At 34.4% G+C, this 17,809-nt stretch carries 17 protein-coding genes and 1 tRNA gene; 7 read left to right on the top strand and 11 right to left on the bottom strand.

Features of this window, described 5'->3' with window-relative positions; translation table 11 throughout:
* Nucleotides 1-10: 10 nt before the first annotated feature.
* Nucleotides 11-1,642, top strand: a complete 1,632-nt coding sequence (groL, locus tag Q0Q96_RS08935; RefSeq protein WP_293873914.1) for a chaperonin GroEL — start codon at nt 11-13, stop codon at nt 1,640-1,642.
* Nucleotides 1,643-1,691: 49 nt separating this feature from the next.
* On the opposite strand, the gene Q0Q96_RS08940 is transcribed toward groL, so the two are convergent.
* The 6 genes from Q0Q96_RS08940 to xrtF all read right to left on the bottom strand — a co-directional run bounded on the left by Q0Q96_RS08940 (nt 1,692) and on the right by xrtF (nt 6,454).
* On the bottom strand, nt 1,692-2,375 hold the full coding sequence (locus Q0Q96_RS08940) for a VTT domain-containing protein (RefSeq protein WP_293873917.1): 684 nt from the start codon (nt 2,373-2,375) through the stop codon (nt 1,692-1,694).
* 110 nt (nt 2,376-2,485) lie between these two features.
* Entirely contained in the window at nt 2,486-2,827 is a 342-nt protein-coding gene (locus tag Q0Q96_RS08945) for a cation transporter (RefSeq protein WP_293873920.1), read from the bottom strand.
* Nucleotides 2,828-2,866: 39 nt separating this feature from the next.
* Nucleotides 2,867-4,891 carry a TonB-dependent receptor gene (locus Q0Q96_RS08950; protein ID WP_293873922.1) on the bottom strand — a complete coding sequence of 675 codons (2,025 nt, stop codon included), beginning with the start codon at nt 4,889-4,891 and terminating at the stop codon, nt 2,867-2,869.
* Between the two features lie 108 nt (nt 4,892-4,999).
* Nucleotides 5,000-5,401, bottom strand: a complete 402-nt coding sequence (locus Q0Q96_RS08955; protein ID WP_293873924.1) for a hypothetical protein — start codon at nt 5,399-5,401, stop codon at nt 5,000-5,002.
* 56 nt (nt 5,402-5,457) lie between these two features.
* The gene (locus tag Q0Q96_RS08960) at nt 5,458-5,910 is read right to left on the bottom strand and encodes an exosortase F system-associated protein (RefSeq protein WP_293873926.1); all 453 of its coding nucleotides are present in this window, start codon (nt 5,908-5,910) and stop codon (nt 5,458-5,460) included.
* The gene (xrtF, locus tag Q0Q96_RS08965) at nt 5,897-6,454 is read right to left on the bottom strand and encodes an exosortase family protein XrtF (protein ID WP_293873928.1); all 558 of its coding nucleotides are present in this window, start codon (nt 6,452-6,454) and stop codon (nt 5,897-5,899) included. Before xrtF ends, Q0Q96_RS08960 begins: the two co-directional genes overlap by 14 nt.
* Before the next feature lie 117 nt (nt 6,455-6,571).
* Here xrtF and Q0Q96_RS08970 point away from each other — a divergent pair, with 117 nt between their 5' ends.
* The 4 genes from Q0Q96_RS08970 to Q0Q96_RS08985 all read left to right on the top strand — a co-directional run bounded on the left by Q0Q96_RS08970 (nt 6,572) and on the right by Q0Q96_RS08985 (nt 11,166).
* A complete protein-coding gene (locus Q0Q96_RS08970; RefSeq protein WP_293873930.1) occupies nt 6,572-7,027 on the top strand; it encodes a GAF domain-containing protein in 456 nt (151 codons plus the stop codon).
* Between the two features lie 106 nt (nt 7,028-7,133).
* Nucleotides 7,134-7,403: a 30S ribosomal protein S15 gene (gene rpsO / locus Q0Q96_RS08975; protein ID WP_293873932.1), complete on the top strand. Its 270-nt coding sequence runs from the start codon at nt 7,134-7,136 to the stop codon at nt 7,401-7,403.
* A 152-nt stretch (nt 7,404-7,555) separates the two neighbouring features.
* Entirely contained in the window at nt 7,556-9,739 is a 2,184-nt protein-coding gene (locus Q0Q96_RS08980; RefSeq protein WP_293873935.1) for a polyribonucleotide nucleotidyltransferase, read from the top strand.
* Between the two features lie 347 nt (nt 9,740-10,086).
* Nucleotides 10,087-11,166 carry an AI-2E family transporter gene (locus Q0Q96_RS08985; RefSeq protein WP_293873938.1) on the top strand — a complete coding sequence of 360 codons (1,080 nt, stop codon included), beginning with the start codon at nt 10,087-10,089 and terminating at the stop codon, nt 11,164-11,166.
* A gap of 131 nt (nt 11,167-11,297) precedes the next feature.
* Here Q0Q96_RS08985 and Q0Q96_RS08990 read toward each other — a convergent pair whose 3' ends face one another.
* On the bottom strand, nt 11,298-11,459 hold the full coding sequence (locus tag Q0Q96_RS08990; protein ID WP_293873940.1) for a hypothetical protein: 162 nt from the start codon (nt 11,457-11,459) through the stop codon (nt 11,298-11,300).
* A 284-nt stretch (nt 11,460-11,743) separates the two neighbouring features.
* On the opposite strand from Q0Q96_RS08990, the gene Q0Q96_RS08995 reads away from it, so the two are divergent.
* Together Q0Q96_RS08995 and rpe are read left to right on the top strand one after the other, a co-directional pair.
* Nucleotides 11,744-12,607, top strand: a complete 864-nt coding sequence (locus Q0Q96_RS08995) for a sigma-70 family RNA polymerase sigma factor (protein WP_007137700.1) — start codon at nt 11,744-11,746, stop codon at nt 12,605-12,607.
* A gap of 326 nt (nt 12,608-12,933) precedes the next feature.
* Nucleotides 12,934-13,599, top strand: coding sequence for a ribulose-phosphate 3-epimerase (gene rpe, locus Q0Q96_RS09000; protein WP_293873983.1), 666 nt, complete (start codon nt 12,934-12,936; stop codon nt 13,597-13,599).
* On the opposite strand, the gene Q0Q96_RS09005 is transcribed toward rpe, so the two are convergent.
* The 4 genes from Q0Q96_RS09005 to Q0Q96_RS09020 form a co-directional block, all read right to left on the bottom strand.
* Nucleotides 13,600-14,682 (bottom strand): T9SS type A sorting domain-containing protein, encoded by a 1,083-nt coding sequence (locus Q0Q96_RS09005; protein ID WP_293873986.1) that lies wholly within the window; start codon nt 14,680-14,682, stop codon nt 13,600-13,602.
* 21 nt (nt 14,683-14,703) lie between these two features.
* Nucleotides 14,704-14,777, bottom strand: a tRNA-Arg gene (locus Q0Q96_RS09010).
* A gap of 62 nt (nt 14,778-14,839) precedes the next feature.
* The gene (locus Q0Q96_RS09015) at nt 14,840-15,289 is read right to left on the bottom strand and encodes a GatB/YqeY domain-containing protein (protein ID WP_293873989.1); all 450 of its coding nucleotides are present in this window, start codon (nt 15,287-15,289) and stop codon (nt 14,840-14,842) included.
* A gap of 315 nt (nt 15,290-15,604) precedes the next feature.
* Nucleotides 15,605-17,707, bottom strand: a complete 2,103-nt coding sequence (locus tag Q0Q96_RS09020) for a peptidylprolyl isomerase (RefSeq protein WP_293873992.1) — start codon at nt 17,705-17,707, stop codon at nt 15,605-15,607.
* Between the last annotated feature and the right edge of the window lie 102 nt (nt 17,708-17,809).

Below are 17,809 nucleotides of genomic sequence, written 5' to 3' on the forward strand. Positions count from 1 at the left end.
AACAAAAAAAATGGCAAAAGACATAAAATTTGATATAGAAGCACGTGATGGATTAAAACGTGGTGTTGACGCATTAGCAAATGCAGTAAAAGTAACATTAGGACCAAAAGGGCGCAATGTAATTATTGGAAAATCATTTGGTGGACCAACTGTAACCAAAGATGGTGTTACAGTTGCCAAAGAAATAGAATTGAAAGACCCATTAGAAAATATGGGTGCGCAAATGGTAAAAGAAGTAGCTTCAAAAACCAACGATTTGGCTGGCGACGGGACTACGACTGCCACTGTTTTGGCACAAGCAATTGTCAAAGAAGGTTTGAAAAACGTAGCTGCTGGAGCCAATCCGATGGATTTAAAACGTGGAATTGACAAAGCTGTTGAAGCAATCGTCACTGATTTGGCAAAACAAGCACAGGTTGTTGGAAGTGATTCTGAAAAAATAAAACAAATTGCCTCTATTTCAGCAAATAATGATGAAGTTATTGGCGATTTGATTGCTACTGCTTTTGGAAAAGTAGGTAAAGAAGGTGTTATCACTGTTGAAGAAGCCAAAGGAACTGATACTTATGTTGATGTTGTTGAAGGAATGCAGTTTGACAGAGGTTATTTATCGCCCTATTTTGTTACTAATCCGGAGAAAATGGAAGTGGAATTGGAAAGACCATACATACTTTTATATGATAAAAAAGTGTCGTCTCTAAAAGAATTATTACCAATATTAGAACCTGTAGCACAATCCGGCAAACCTTTATTGATTATTGCTGAAGATGTTGATGGCGAAGCTTTATCTACATTGGTGGTAAACAAATTAAGAGGTGCTTTGAAAATTGCGGCGGTAAAAGCTCCAGGTTTTGGAGACCGAAGAAAAGCGATGTTAGAAGATATCGCCATTTTGACTGGTGGAACGGTAATCGCTGAAGAAAGCGGCTATACTTTAGAAAACACAACATTGGAAATGCTTGGTACCGCTGAAAAAGTTACCATTGATAAAGACAATACAACACTTGTAAATGGTGCTGGAACCGCCGACATGATCAAAAATCGTGTAAACCAAATTAAAGGTCAAATGGAGTCAACGACTTCTGATTATGATAAAGAAAAACTACAGGAACGTTTGGCAAAATTAGCTGGTGGCGTTGCTGTTTTATATGTTGGAGCTGCATCTGAAGTAGAAATGAAAGAGAAAAAAGATAGAGTTGACGATGCTTTACACGCAACAAGAGCGGCTGTAGAAGAAGGAATTGTTGCTGGTGGCGGTGTGGCTTTATTAAGAGCAAAATCAGTTTTAGATAAAATTAAAGCTGAAAATGCTGATGAAGCTACAGGAATTCAAATAGTCTCTCGAGCAGTAGAATCTCCGTTAAGAACTATTGTTGAAAATGCTGGTCTAGAAGGTTCAGTAATTGTTGCAAAAGTTGCTGAAGGTAAAGGTAATTTTGGGTACAACGCAAAAACAGACGAATATGTTGATATGCTGAAAGCTGGAATTATTGACCCTAAAAAAGTAACTCGTGTAGCGCTTGAAAATGCAGCATCTGTTGCAGGAATGATTCTAACTACTGAATGTGCTTTGGTAGAAATCAAAGAAGAAAATGCTGGTGGTGGAATGCCAATGGGCGGTGGAATGCCAGGAATGATGTAATCTAATTAGTTTTTTTTAATAAACGTCCCGAAATTTTCGGGACGTTTTTTTATTCCTCTACTTTAGGTGTTTTCTTGATCATTTTTAAAAAAACTGGTAGCGTAGAAATTAGTATAATGCCAATAACAATCTTTTCTATATGATGCTTCAAATCAATATGAAACTTATCTAAAAACATTCCATACAAGTAATGCCCTGAAAAAATCAAAACAAATGACCATAGAAACGAACTTACAATATTGTAAAACATAAACTTCTTTTTATCCATGGTAACAATTCCGGCTACGATTGGCGCAAAAGTTCTTAAAATTGGTATGAAACGTGCAAAGATTATTGCTTTCCCACCAAATCTTTCGAAGAAATCTTTAGACTGAATTAGGTATTTTTTCTTAAACAAAAAGCTATCCTCTTTTTTATATAAATAATAACCACTTTTGGAACCAAACCAGTAACCCACCATGTTTCCTAATATACCGGCTATAGCAATTAATGTAGACAATAGCGTGACATTAATCATATCACTTTCAATAAAAGAAAAATTTTCTATTAAATCTCGACTGTAAATTCCTGACAAGAAAAGTAAACTATCACCAGGCAAAAAGAATCCAGCAAACAAACCTGTTTCAGCAAATACAATAAATAACACTATCCACAAACCCAATTTAATACCGCCAATAGTAAGCGTTATGTAAAACTCGGGGTTTAATAATTGCATCCAGTCAAAACTACTCATAGAGCATAAATTAAATTGAGCGTGAATTTAGTGATATTTTATGATTTACGCCGTTACTGTTTGAAGTATTTTGCTTTTAAAAAACTTTCCAAAAAATTACCCTTTCAAAATTACTTTCGCTCATATTGGCAGCAGGCATGAAGTTTGTCATAAACTGCATTGGTTGCTTTTATCTCATCAGTGTCATGACCTACTTTGGCAACAGCATTTTTCACATCCACAAGTGAACATTTTTCTTCATTGATACTAACACTCAATTGATGACTTTCGATATTCCAAACTGCTGATTTAACACCAGTGACCGAAAATGCTGCTTTCTGAATACGTTTTTGACATTGTTCGCAATTTCCATTGACTTCAAATTCGTAATGGGCATTTTTATTTTTCTTTTCTTGCGCTTGGGTTGAAAGTGCTACAAACAGCAATATCATTCTTAAAATTGTATTTTTCATTTATGTTAAATTTAGTTCAACATCTTTCGATGTTAAATGTTATTTTTTTATTTTAAATCGTAAACCTGCATAATACATTTGTCCAAAAACTGGCGCATATATAATTGAGGTGTCAAAATTAGGTCCAAACGGATTATTATTGCCCAAAATAGCTTTGTTTTGACGGTAGTTTCCAATGTTTTCTCCACCAATATATACTTCAAAGGTACTCGAAAAAGTTCGGGTAATTTGCGCATTCATTATACTAAATGAAGGTGAAAATTCAGGCAATCTATCTTGTGCAGGATTGCTTGCAGTATTGGGCAACTGCTGTTTTCCTAACCAATTAAAGGTGTAATCAAATTTCCATTGCTGTCCTTTTTCGGCGATATGGGTTTCATATTCTAAATTACCAAAAAAACGATGTTTGGCTTGTAATGGTCTTTGAAAACTTCCCGAAAGATAATCGGTGGCAATGTCATAATATTTATAAGCGGTTCTTAAATTCAAATGTTTGATAATTTCTAAATTAAAATCTATTTGAAAACTATTTGCAAACGATTTTCCTCTTAAATTATAGAACAAAACTTGTTGTGGCGAATTCATAATATCTACTACGGCTTGGTTTTGAAAATCAGTGCGATAAAAATCAAGTGTTACATCGGCACTTTTGCCAAATAACAAAAAATTTTGAGTAAAACTCAAGCCATAATTCCATGCTATTTCGGGATTTAAACCATAAACTTTTCCATTTGTATCTAAAACTTGAAAGGTTCTAGAACTCGCAAACAAATTTTGATTTTCGGCATAGATATTAGCCGCACGTTTTCCTCTTCCGGCAGAAAATCGCAACACCGCTTTCTCCCAAGGATTGTATTTTATGTGTAATCTTGGTGTGAAAAAAGCGCCTAACCTGTTGTGATAATCAAATCGCCCACCAAGTATATAACTGAACTTATCGCCGTTATCATAGGTATATTCAAAGAAAGCTCCAACAGAATTGTCAATTCGGCTAACATCAGCAAGGTTAACAAACTCCAAGTATTTATCATACGTAAAGTTCAATCCCGTAGCAAACTTATGCATTGTATTGCTTATAATTGAATTGAAAATCAGGTTCGAATAATAGCTTTGTTGTTTGATGTTGTATTGATTCAAACCAAAATACGATAACTGATTGTGATTACTGAAAGCATTTTGGAAACCAATACTTTGAAACGGCATGTCCTTGAAAACATAACCTACTTTGGAAGTGAAATCTAATCGTTCTGTATTGATTTCAGAACCCCAATAATTTGTTGTTAATCTATCTCTGCTTGGCTCAAAATTGAGTTCCCCAGTTTGCTTATCGTCTTTCATAAAACGAAGGTTCAAAAACGAAACCCATCCCGTTTTTGGATTAGAATACTGCCAACGGTTGGCTATATTAATTTGTTTTCCCAATGGGTTATCAAGAAAACCATCGTTATTCATATCGGTTTTAGCAACTCGTGCATTCCCATGCACAAACAAACTTGACGACCAATAATCAGAAACTTTTTTGTTAAAATGCGTATTCAGTTCAAACCGAGAATCGGTCGAGCCATATGCATTTAGGAAAAAAGGGATGTCTTTTATAGGTTTGATCAATTCGGTATTGATTTGACCTGAAATGCTTTCGTAACCATTAACCACACTCCCCGCTCCTTTGGTGATTTGAATACTTTCTACCCATGTTCCAGGCGTAAATGATAAACCATAAGCCTGCGATGCGCCTCGAACCGATGGAATATTTTCTTCGGTAATCATAATGTAAGGACTGGTTAAACCTAACATTTTGATTTGTTTAGTACCCGTTAGAGCGTCCGAAAAATTGACATCAATGGAGGGATTAGTTTCAAAACTTTCTGCAAGATTACAACAGGCTGCTTTGAGTAGTTCTTTGCCAGTAACGAGCGTGGTATTTGACGTACCAGAAAGTGATTTTTTTAGTCCTTTTTTATTGGCTAAAACCTTTACCGTTTTCAAAGTATCGTGTTTAATATCTTCTTGTGAAAAGGTAACTGTCGAAACCAACAATGCAAGGTACAACATTGTGTTTTTCATTTTATGCTGAATTTATTTCAGCATCTTTCGATACTGAAAATGATTAATATAAATTCTATTTCAATGATTCTCATAGATGTTGAGAATCTGAACTGAATTCAGATTAAATCAGGCGTAAAAAGTATATTGGCTATACAAAAGATAGAAAGGCGGCGCATTGGCATCGCAATAATAAGTATTATTTTCTCTTGTTTTGAAGTTAAAATTAGAAGCAAAAAAAAGAGGTTTGCAATCATTACAATTCAAAGTATAATTGGCATTAAACGATAAAGACTTAACTATAATTTGGTCTGATTTAGTTTCGGACTTAATGATTTTATTTTTACAGCATTTGGAATCTTTCCCAATTTCACCACAGCAATTTTTTTCTGCATTTTGCACTGCCGAAACTGTGGTTAATGTAATTGACGCTATTTCTTTGCCACAATAATGCACATTGAACGCCAATCCTAAACTGGAAACTAACAAGAAAAACGTTAGTAAAAAAGATATGTGCTTTTTATAAACCATGAAACAAAGTTATAAAAAAGAAGCCGTTTCTTTCTTAAAGTATTCTTATTTTTTATTTAATTTCGGGCTGTTCGCCTTTGGCTCGATTGTTTTTGGTAATAAAACCCAGGAATAAAAAGTAAAATAAAAATAGGCTGAATGAGAAATCTTCTGATATAGAACAAAGTCATTTTACTTTCTTCTCCAAAAAAATGGAGTATAAAAATGAAACTTATCATTAAAGTTGAACCCAAAAGTATGTAAAGTAATGCCGAGAATTTTACTATTTGAGTGTCTTTAAAAATAACATACAACAAAAATAATGAAATCACCGAGTTGAGATAAAACCGCATTCCAAAACTAAAAAATAGCTTAAAAATATTAATTCTAGGAAATGGCAAATGTGCATATTCACTTTGAAAGTACTTCAAAAAAGGATCGTAAAACACCGTTTCTTCAAAAGCTCTTATGAGCACTAAAAGTGCAATCAAAAACAATGACCAACCAAGTTTCTCTTTATTTTTTATCAATTTCTGAAGCATAATACGAATAGTTATTAACCCAAATTATCCACAATAAAAACACAACGCCATAAATAATTAATGGAAAAATCACTCCGTGCAACAAATGTTCAAATTGAGGAAAATGATATAAAGCTACGCACAAAAGTGTAATTCTACCAATATTCAAAATATGAATCAAAAAACTACCTAACAGTATAAAAAGAATAGTGTTTTTGAGTTTTCCTGTAAATGCTACCACAAATGCTATGAACAAAATAATCACGCTCATGGCGTTGCAACCTTCAATAATTCGGGAAATATATTTGCCTTTGTAAAACAATTTTATACTTGGTTCTTTGAGATGTGGCATAGTGTAAGATTGCGCATCAAACAACGACAAAACTTTTGCAGATTGATTGCCTACAAGTAATGTGAAAGAATCTACTTCGGCATTCTTGGCGTCAAAACGATTTAAATAGGTCTGATAAATCAGCGTTAGAATCAAATAACTGACAATAAATTTTCCTAGAAAAAGTAAAAAAGGTTTGTACTGGAACAGTAGATTTTTCAAAAGATAATTTTTAACAAATTTATATAAAATAAGAAAAAAACAGTCGTTACTTTTGCATGAAATTAAAATCGAACACAGATTTCACAGATTTTCACAAATTAATTGTCAAAAAAAACTATGAATTTTGAAAGCTTAAAACCACAAGTGATTGCTATTCTTTCTGAAGCTAATGGTGAAAGAGACATCAAATTGAAGAACCTTTGCCAGTTCCTTTCAAACAGCGTCGATTATTACAACTGGGTTGGATTTTACTTTGCCAACCACGAAAACAAGACCTTGCATCTTGGTCCTTATGTTGGTATTGAAACCGATCATACCATAATCCCGTTTGGGAAAGGAATTTGCGGACAGGTTGCCGAATCCAATCAAAATTTTGTCGTTCCCGATGTATCGGCACAAGATAATTACATTGCTTGTAGCTTTACGGTGAAATCGGAAATCGTTGTTCCGCTTTTTGTTGATGGAAAAAATATTGGACAAATAGACATTGACAGTCATGTTATTGATCCTTTCACTGAAGTTGACGAAAGGTTTTTAGAATTTGTAAATCAGGAAGTTGCCAAACTTTTTTAAGTTAAGCCTATCTTTTTATTTGCCTAATCAAAAAAGAAAATTATCTTTGCACTCGAATTGAGAAAGCCTTGATTCATACATAATAATCATTTAAAATAATATTGGAATGTATTTAAGTAAAGAAACAAAATCTGAAATCTTCGCTAAACACGGAGGAAAAGCTGAAAACACAGGATCTGCAGAAGGGCAAATCGCATTGTTCACGCACAGAATTACTCATTTGACAGAGCACTTGAAAAAAAATCGTCACGATTACAATACCGAGCGTTCGTTAGTACTTTTGGTTGGTAAAAGAAGAAGTCTTCTTGATTACTTGAAGAAAAAAGAGATCAACAGATATCGTGAAATAATCAAAGAATTGAATATTAGAAAATAATCAATATAAAGAGGTGCCCACGCGCCTCTTTTTTTTAGGTTAAAAAGAAGAAAAGTTTCGGTTTTTCATTGGGTTACAAACAACAACTACAACAACACAACTAATCAGTCGACAGGCAGGAACCAATGTAAAATTAAAAAAGGAAATTATTTATGATTCCACAATTATTTGTAGAAAAAATCGATTTAGGTGATGGAAGAAACATCACAATCGAGACAGGTCGTTTAGCAAAACAAGCCGACGGATCTGTAGTAGTTAGAATTGGAAACACTGTTATATTAGGAACAGTTGTATCCTCAAGAAAAGCAACAGCTGGTATCGATTTTTTACCATTGACGGTAGATTATCGTGAAAAATTTGCTGCAGCAGGACGTTTTCCTGGTGGTTTCTTTAAAAGAGAAGCGCGTCCAAGTGATAACGAAGTATTAACTATGAGATTAGTAGATCGTGTATTGCGTCCGCTTTTCCCAAGTGATTACCATGCAGAAGTTCAGGTTATGATTCAGTTGATGTCGCATGATGATGACGTGATGCCGGATGCATTGGCAGGATTGGCCGCTTCGGCAGCACTTGCTTTGTCTGACATTCCGTTTGAAACCTTGATTTCTGAAGCAAGAGTTGGAAGAATTGATGGTAAATTCATTATTAATCCGTCTCGTGCTCAATTAGAATTGTCTGATATTGACATGATGATTGGTGCTTCAACCGATTCTATCGCAATGGTAGAAGGTGAGATGAAAGAGATTTCAGAAGCTGAAATGGTTGAAGCGATTAAGTTTGCTCATGAGCATATCAAAAACCAAATTGCGGCGCAAGAAAGGTTGGTAGCTGCTTTTGGAAAAAAAGAAGTTCGTTCTTATGACCAGGATAGAACAGACGACGCTATCCACGCTAAAGTGAAAGCAGCAGCTTATGATAAAATTTACGCAATTGCAAGCAAAGGTTCTGCTAAACAAGAACGTTCGGTTGCATTTGATGCCGTAAAAGAAGAAGTAAAAGCATTATTTACAGAAGAAGAATTAGCTGAAAATGGCGATTTAGTTGGGAAATATTTCTACAAAGTCAACAAAGAGGCGGTTCGTAATGTAACCCTTGATTTAGGAACTCGTTTAGACGGTAGAAAAACTACAGAAATCAGACCAATCTGGTGTGAAGTAGATTATTTACCATCTGTTCACGGTTCGGCTTTATTTACTCGTGGGGAAACTCAAGCTTTGGCAACAGCAACTTTAGGAACATCCAGAGAAGCTAACCAAATTGATTCACCATCTGAACAAGGAGAAGAAAAATTTTATTTACACTATAATTTTCCACCATTTTCTACAGGAGAAGCGCGTCCGTTGAGAGGTACTTCAAGAAGAGAAGTTGGTCACGGAAACTTGGCACAACGTGCGTTGAAAAACATGATTCCTGCGGATTGTCCTTATACTATTCGTGTGGTTTCTGAAGTATTGGAATCTAATGGCTCATCTTCAATGGCAACTGTTTGTGCTGGTACATTAGCATTAATGGATGCTGGTATTCAAATGATTCGTCCTGTTTCTGGAATTGCTATGGGATTGATTACTGATGGTGATCGTTTTGCTGTTTTATCGGATATTCTTGGTGATGAAGATCATTTGGGTGATATGGATTTCAAGGTAACCGGAACTTCGGAAGGGATTACGGCTTGCCAGATGGACATTAAGATTGATGGATTGAAATATGAAATCATGGAAGCGGCATTGGCACAAGCTCGTGACGGTCGTTTACACATTTTAGGGAAATTAACAGAAGTATTGGCTCAACCAAAAGCAGATGTTAAAGTATATGCTCCGAAAATTATCATGAGAACTATTCCTGGTGCCTTCATTGGTGCTTTGATTGGACCTGGTGGAAAAGTGATTCAAGAATTACAGAAAGCTACTGGTTGTACAATTGTAATTAATGAAGTGGATGAGCAAGGTGTTGTTGAAATTCTTGGTACTGATCCGGACGGAATTGCAGCAGTATTGGCAAAAATTGATTCTATCATTTTTAAACCTCAAATGGGCGAAGCTTATGAGGTGAAAGTAATTAAGATGCTTGATTTTGGTGCAGTAGTTGAATATACTGATGCTCCAGGAAATGAAGTTTTATTACACGTTTCTGAGCTAGCTTGGGAAAGAACAGAAAATGTTACCGATGTGGTTAACATGGGAGATGTGTTTCAAGTGAAATATTTAGGACTTGATCCTAAAACTAGAAAAGAAAAAGTGTCAAGAAAAGCACTTTTACCAAGACCTCCAAGAGATGAAAATGCTCCTGCGAGAGAAGATCGTGGCCCACGTCCTGAAAGACGCGACGACAGAAGATAGTTTTTAACTATATATGGCAAAACCCCAATTCAAATTTGAATTGGGGTTTTTGGTTTTTTAGGATTTATTTAAGGTTCGTTCTTTGCTAGCAAGCATTTTACTTTATCTAATTCTTTAATACGATAGTTAAAATATAAAGAGTTATATTATTTTAATTTTTGGGTTAAATAATTAGTTTATTTAGCATAATAACGTTGCTTTAAAAATAAACACACAGTGTTTTGCTTTAGATAGATTCACGTTAATGTTTATTAAAGGTTGAAACTAATATCCAACAATGGGAAATTATTTCATTACCTTTAAAATAATTATGCGTATTAATCAATAATTTAAGTTACTTTTTATCTATGGCTTCAGTGAAACAATACCCTTTCTATGTTAAAAGCACTGTGATTATTTTTGGGCTTCTGCTTATTAGTCATGCTCTTTTTAACCTCGCAGACATTCTGTCTCCTATAGCTTTCTCTCTTATAATTGCTATTTTATTAAATCCTTTAGTTACGAAATTAGAGCGTAAAGGTGTAAAAAAAGTAATAGCAATTTCTTTAGCATTAGTTTTATCTATAGTTTGTGTTGCCTGTATTTTCTATTTTATTTCATCCCAGCTAATGCATTTTACTGATTCATTACCAGAGCTTAAAGTAAAATTCAATGAACATTTTAAGGAAATTCAGGATTGGATAGCAAAAAGTTTTAATGTATCTCTAGCAAAACAGCAAAAATTAATGTCGGATGCAGGTAACAGCAGTAAGGCATTGATTGGTTCGACACTTGGTGGTGTATTCGGTATTGTTGGTTTTTTTGTGCTTGTCCCCATTTATGTGTTCCTTTTGCTTTTTTATAAAACCTTAATGATTAATTTCCTTCATGAAGTTTTTGCTGAGGAAAACAGCAATAGGATTTCAGATGTTCTCACTGAAACAAAAGGTGCCATTCAAAGTTATATGGTTGGTTTAATATTAGAAGCACTTGTGGTAGCCATACTTAATAGCATTGCTTTATTACTTTGTGGTGTACAATACGCCATCTTACTTGGAGTCATTGGCGCCTTACTTAACATGTTGCCTTACATTGGCGGAATCATTGCAATTGCCTTACCGGTATTGCTTGCATTTGTTACGAAAGATGGTTTTACAACTCCAATAGCCGTTGTAATTTCGTATATGGTTATCCAATTTATAGATAATCATTTTCTTATTCCATTTCTTGTTTCATCACGAGTTAAAATAAACGCCTTCTTTTCTATTGTTGTGGTGCTGCTTGGAGGGGCTTTGTGGGGTATATCAGGCATGTTTTTGTCAATCCCTTTTGTGGCCATTTTAAAGATCATTTTTGACCGTCTGCCTGAAATGAAACCATGGGGCAAATTGTTGGGATATGAAGTTTCCACAAAACATAGAGGAAAAATTTGGAAAAAAGGAAACTAAAAAAGAATCCCTATCGAAAAAATCATTCAAGATTTAGGAAAATGATTTAAAGTTTCGTCTGAATGTAGTTGAGCAAAAGTCGGAGAAGAATTTACAGTTCCAACAACCGAATAACCTCCTGTTCCTGTTTTTCATCCTATTTTACAACCCGTTTCATCTGATGCACTATCAGTCAAAGACAGGTTATTTGAGTTGTGGCATGCAGCCACACCTGATAAATTAGATGGAGCAGCAGGTAAAACGGTAGTACTGTTGTCTGCATTAGAACTTGGTGTGCGGCTGTTAATTATCATGAATAGAATTACTAGGAGTGAAATTTAGTTTTTATAATGTTTTGGTTAGTTGTTGGTTTCTAATTCTATGAAATTAGGTTAAGAAACTCACAAATAAATAAAAATAACAATTTAATCAAGTAATTTTCTTAAAAATCGTATGAGTGATTAACAAAAATCTAATTGATTAACTATGACTAAGTGAATGTAAAAAATAATGGGTGTAACTATTTTAATGTTTTTGTAACTTTTTCGGAACATATTACGTATAATTACCTGAACACTTTAAATTAAAGGGACAAACAATGAGACAGCTCAAAATCACCAAGCAGGTAACTAATCGTGAAACTGCATCTTTAGACAAATACCTACAAGAAATTGGAAAAGTTGACTTAATTACTGCTGATGAAGAAGTAGAATTAGCACAAAAAATTAAAGCTGGTGACCAAAAGGCTTTAGAAAAATTGACAAAAGCCAATTTACGTTTCGTAGTTTCTGTTGCAAAACAGTACCAAAATCAGGGTTTAACACTTCCCGATTTGATTAACGAAGGCAATCTTGGCTTGATAAAAGCTGCGCAACGTTTTGATGAAACGCGTGGTTTTAAATTTATTTCCTACGCCGTTTGGTGGATTCGTCAATCTATTCTTCAGGCTTTGGCGGAGCAATCTCGTATTGTTCGTTTGCCTTTGAATAAAATTGGTTCTATCAATAAAATCAACAAAATGTACGCTTTATTAGAGCAGTCTAACGAGCGTCCGCCTAGTGCTGAAGAGATTGCCAAAGAATTGGACATGACGGTGAATGATGTGAAAGAGTCTATGAAAAACTCTGGTCGTCATTTATCAATGGATGCTCCGCTTGTTGAAGGAGAAGATTCTAACTTATATGATGTTTTGCGGTCTGGTGAATCTCCAAATCCAGACAGAGAATTGATTCATGAATCTTTACGTACAGAAATTGAGCGTTCATTGGAAACTTTGACACCAAGAGAAGCAGATGTGGTACGTTTGTATTTTGGTTTAGGTGATCAACATCCGATGACATTAGAGGAAATTGGAGAAACTTTCGATTTAACTCGCGAGCGTGTTCGTCAAATTAAAGAAAAAGCTATTCGCAGATTGAAACATACTTCGAGAAGTAAGATATTAAAAACCTATTTAGGGTAAGTCGGAAAGTCATAAAGTTTGAAAGTCTAAAGTTTATACTGGGTAAGACTTTTGACTTTTAGACTTTTGAAATTTGGCTATTAAAAGTAACAGCAGTCTGATTAACTGTTCGTTTTTTGATTGATGATTGAAACTCCGGCTGATTACCGGAGTTTTATTTTTTGCACGGCAAATAAAACTCCAGTCTGTTCGCTTTGCTCGAGTATCCGGAGTTTTATTTTTTTTAATCTGAACTTGTTTCAGATTCTTTAATTATAATTTACTTTTGCAAAAACAACACTAACTAATTTCAGTATTATAAAGATGCTGAAATAAATTCAGCATAAATGAAAAACATACTTATTGCTCCATCTGTTCTTGCTGCCGACTTTGCCAATTTGCAGCGGGACATAGAAATGATTAATAACAGTGAAGCCGATTGGTTTCACATCGATATTATGGATGGTGTATTTGTTCCTAATATTTCTTTCGGAATGCCTGTTTTAGAAGCTATAACTAAACATGCAAAAAAAGTCATTGATGTTCATTTGATGATTGTTGATCCAGACAGATACATTAAGACTTTTGCTGATTTAGGCGCCAATATTTTGAGCGTGCACTATGAGGCATGCACTCATTTGCACAGAACACTTCAAGCTATAAAGTCAGAAGGAATGAAGGCTGGAGTTGCTTTAAATCCGCATACGAATGTATCTTTATTGGAAGATATTATTACAGATATCGATATGGTTTGTATCATGAGCGTAAATCCTGGTTTTGGTGGGCAGTCCTTTATTGAAAACACGTATTCAAAAATTGAAAAACTAAAAGATTTAATTATAAAAAAAGGTACTTCTACGTGGATTGAGATTGACGGCGGAGTTACAGATAAGAATGCCAAACGATTGGTGGAAGCGGGCGCTGATATTTTAGTGGCAGGGAATTTTGTTTTCAAGGCTGTGAATCCAACTCAAACTATAGCTAGTTTAAAGGAACTTGCTATTATAAAATAATTATTCTTTAGTAAACTTTCTTACGGCAATAGAAGTTCCCGATTTTACTTTTAAAGTGTAATTTCCAACTGATAGTTCGGAAACATTTACAGCATTATCCAGATTATCTATACTTTTGACTTTTTTCCCTGACATATCATAAATTTCGGCACTATCTACTTTGCCGGTTTTTGGTATGGTAATATTCAACATATTTTTCACTGGATTTGGATAAATCAAAACAGCAGCCGAAAAATCATTTTCTGGGGTGTCTAAAGAAATAATTGTTCCGTTTATAGAAAAAGGTAGGTCTTGAGGAACATCAGCGGCAGAAGCTGGATCACCTACATCTAAAATATTTGCCCATCCTAAAACAGTACTGGGAACGGTATTAGCCACAAAGTTTTGTTTTGCATTCCATCCTGCTAATCCTCGTGTACCTTCGACGGTAACCGATGGAACAAAAATACTGCTGTCATTGATTGCATGAAATTGATAAACCACCCAATAGGTTCCTGGATTTAAAAGAATAGTAACAGTTCCCTTTATTTTCCAAATTTTTCTGTTTGTGTTTGGAGCAATTACTGGGAATCCAATGATAGAATTTGGAATTCTATATATAACCGTATTATTGCTGTTAGCAGCATCGAGAACATTTGTGGTCATATTGCCATAAATAATTGATGAACTAGGTAAAGAGGGATCACCGTTCCATAGCTGAATTCTCAATTGATCGACAGGAATTGTAGCTCCAATATAACTGTTTTGATGGGCAAAAAAATCAAAACTTGTGATGCTCCATTGTTGTCCAACAGGAACAATAAAATCATCTCCTAACTGAAAAGACGAGGTTTCGGCTGTATTAAAATAACCCGCAAAACCAGTGTTCTTATTGCATTCGGTTGTATTTCCAGTGTTGTTTTGAAGTTCGCTCCATGTGTAATTTGTAGGAGATGTGACGCCACTTTTTGATAGTGTTCCCGTCGATAGATTACCATTTGAATAAATTTGACCAGAAGCAATGTTCGATTGAAAAAAAAGTATAATGAGCAGAAAAGAGGCTACAATAACTTTATTGAATATTAAATAGTTATTTATCTTCATGGTACTATTTTTAATTAATTGTGACTGCGAAGGGATTCGAACCCCCAACCATCAGAGCCGAAATCTGATATTCTATCCAGTTGAACTACGCAGCCTGTTTATTATGGGTTATTAAATATAAAATAGTAGTTGTTTAAAACCAAATAACTAAACTATATTATACTAATAATTTTTTGACGATGGCTGATATCGTTTTACCTTCAGCTGTTCCACCCAATTGTGCCGATGCAATTCCCATTATTTTTCCCATGGCAGCAATTCCTGAAGCTCCCGTTTCTGAAATGATTTTGGCAATAATTGCTTCAACTTCAGTTTCTGATAATTGAGCAGGAAGAAATTTTTCGATTATGGCAATTTGTGCTAATTCTGGCTCGGCCAAATCGAGACGGTTTTGAGTCGTAAAAATACCTGCACTGTCTTTTCGCATCTTAACCAATTTTTGCAATATTTTGAATTCATCGGCTTCAGTTATTTCTTCTTTTGCTCCCGAAGAAGTTTGTGCTAGTAAAATTTCTGATTTTATGGCTCGTAATGCTTCCAATGCAATGGTGTCTTTGGCACGCATAGCATTCTTCATTTCGTCCATGATTTGGGTTGATAAACTCATATGTATGTTATATTTTTAGTTTATAGCTTCTTTCATAGCTAAATGGTACTCAAAAGGCACTGTAAAGTTAGAAAAAATAACCCGAAAACAGAAATCCATTTTCCGATTCTATATTCAAACATAATTATAACGAAAAATAAAATAGTTGTTTAAGAAATACCTTTAGATTCTAATGCATTCTTTATTAACTAATTATAAAAACTAAACCGAAAGCGGCTGTTTAAAAATTTTATAACATTATTTATTGCTTAAACTCATTTATAATAAAAAATCCTGAAGCAGGACTTCAGGATTTTTAATCTTATTGAGAAGGTATTAATAAAAATCAGCTCGATTGTCTTTTATATCAGCATCGTTTTTCAAGGCTGGCAAAACTCTTCCTGAATAATTGGCAACTTGAGGTTTTATTTTATTGACATATTCATCATATTTTTTAATTGCAGGCGCTTTGGTAACCACTTTGGTAACTATTACAAATTCTCCTGAATTTCCATCAATTGGTTTTGATAATTGACCTGCTTTTGATGAAAATGATAGTCCCACTACTTTTGGTTCAAAACCACCACCAGCAATATTTGGATTTTCGATAGTTAAATCAACAGCATTCATAACCGTTACCTTATTAGTTGTTGCAATAGCTGCTAGTGACGTCCCTTTCATTTTTGTAGCAATCATCGCGGCTTTCTTTTTGTTTTTCAAAATTGTTTCTACTTGTGGTTTTGCCTCTTCTACGGTCATTAAACCTTTATCGGCAGTGCTTTTTAATTTTGCGATTACATGACCTACGTTTACAATTTCAAATCGTTTTACATCACCTATTTTGGTTGCCTTGTCAAATGCCCACTTTACAATTTGTCGTTGATTGCTGATTGATCCAAAACCTTCATCCACCGCTTTCACTCTTACTGATGGGTTGATTGTTAACTTCATTTGTTTAACCAATGTAGCAAAATCTTTTTTAACAGCATCCATTTCAAATTTGGTTGCTTCGGTGTATGCTTTATCGTTGGTCGCTTCTGATGGTTGAATTTTTTGTGCAATAGTTGCCAACTTTACGGCATCTTGCTTGTCTGTTACGTTGATAATATGGTACCCAAATTCGGTTTCCACTAAACCAATTTTTCCAACGGGATTATTAAAGACAAAATCATTAAACGGTTTTACCATTTGACCTGGAGCAAAATAACCTAAATCTCCACCTTGTTGTGCTGATGAGTCATCAGAATTTGTCATGGCCAGCATCATAAACATACCCGGATTTGCTTGTGCTTGCGCCAATAATCCCTCTGCTTTAGCTTTGGCTTGTTCTTTTGTTCTTTTCTCTTTTTTGGTGGGAACTTTTGTTCCTTCCCAACTAATAAGAATGTGGCTAGCTTTTACTTTGGCACCTGCTTTTCTGCCTAATGATTTTGAAATACAGTAATAATTGTTTTTGATGTAAGGTCCATAAACATCACCTACAGGTAAATTAAATAATTGATCCGCACTTTCTTTTGGTAAATCTTGTTTTGCGATATAAGTGGAATCAAAAGGAATATCCGAATTAGAATTTACAAATTCAGCATTATTAGTCACCGATTTGAATCCTTGTATTGTATCGTTTTTTGTGGTTTCTTTGTTGTAACGAACACTTGGCAGCAACAACGCCTCAATATTTTTCTTTATTTCAGCTTCGTCTTGTGCCGATGGCTTTTCTGAAATCAAAACATAGTCCAACTCGCGAGAACCTTCGGATTTGAATTTTTTTTCTTTCGTTTTCATGTATGCCTTGATTTCGTCATCGGTTATTTTTACATCCGTATCTTTAATCGAAGAAAACGGAACCATTACGTAATCAAAACTTACTTTATTAGTTTCTGCCTCATATTTGAATTTACCTTCCGTTTGGGTGGTAAACATGGCACCTTTTATGAGTGAATTATAAATTTGATATTTGGCATTTATTTCAGCATTTTTCTCTTCTTCTTTTAACATTTGCATTCCTTCTGGCGTAGCTTTGAAATATTCTTTGAACTTATTAAGATCAAATTTTCCCGCGGCATTCAAAAACATTTTGTTTTGTGCATAGCGTTGGTCTGCTTTCAAAACTTCAAGAATGTGTTTTTCGCCCACTCGAATTCCTAGTTTTTCAAATTCTTCATTTAGCAAAGCAATACTTACCTCTTGATTCCAAACTTGATTAGAGGCTTGCATCGAGGTCATATTTTGTCCTTGACCTTGACTATTTTTTTCGGTATTTGCCACTTTTATTCTAAATTCTTCAAAAGAAACATCTTTTCCATTGATGCTTCCCACATCTTTTGATAAACTCTTAAATCCTTTTGTAAACAAATCTTGAACTACAAATGCTAATAATGCAAAACCTATTGCTAGTAAAAGCAAACCCGAGCGTTTTCTAATTTTTGATAAAACTGCCATTTCTATTCTTGTTAAATTTTAATTTAGTTTGCGAAAATACAATTATATGTGAAATAATAATACTCAACAAGTTATAATTTCATGTAATTTTTGATTTATTGT

It is taken from the genome of Flavobacterium sp., assembly GCF_025352015.1.
Taxonomy (GTDB): Bacteria; Bacteroidota; Bacteroidia; order Flavobacteriales; family Flavobacteriaceae; genus Flavobacterium.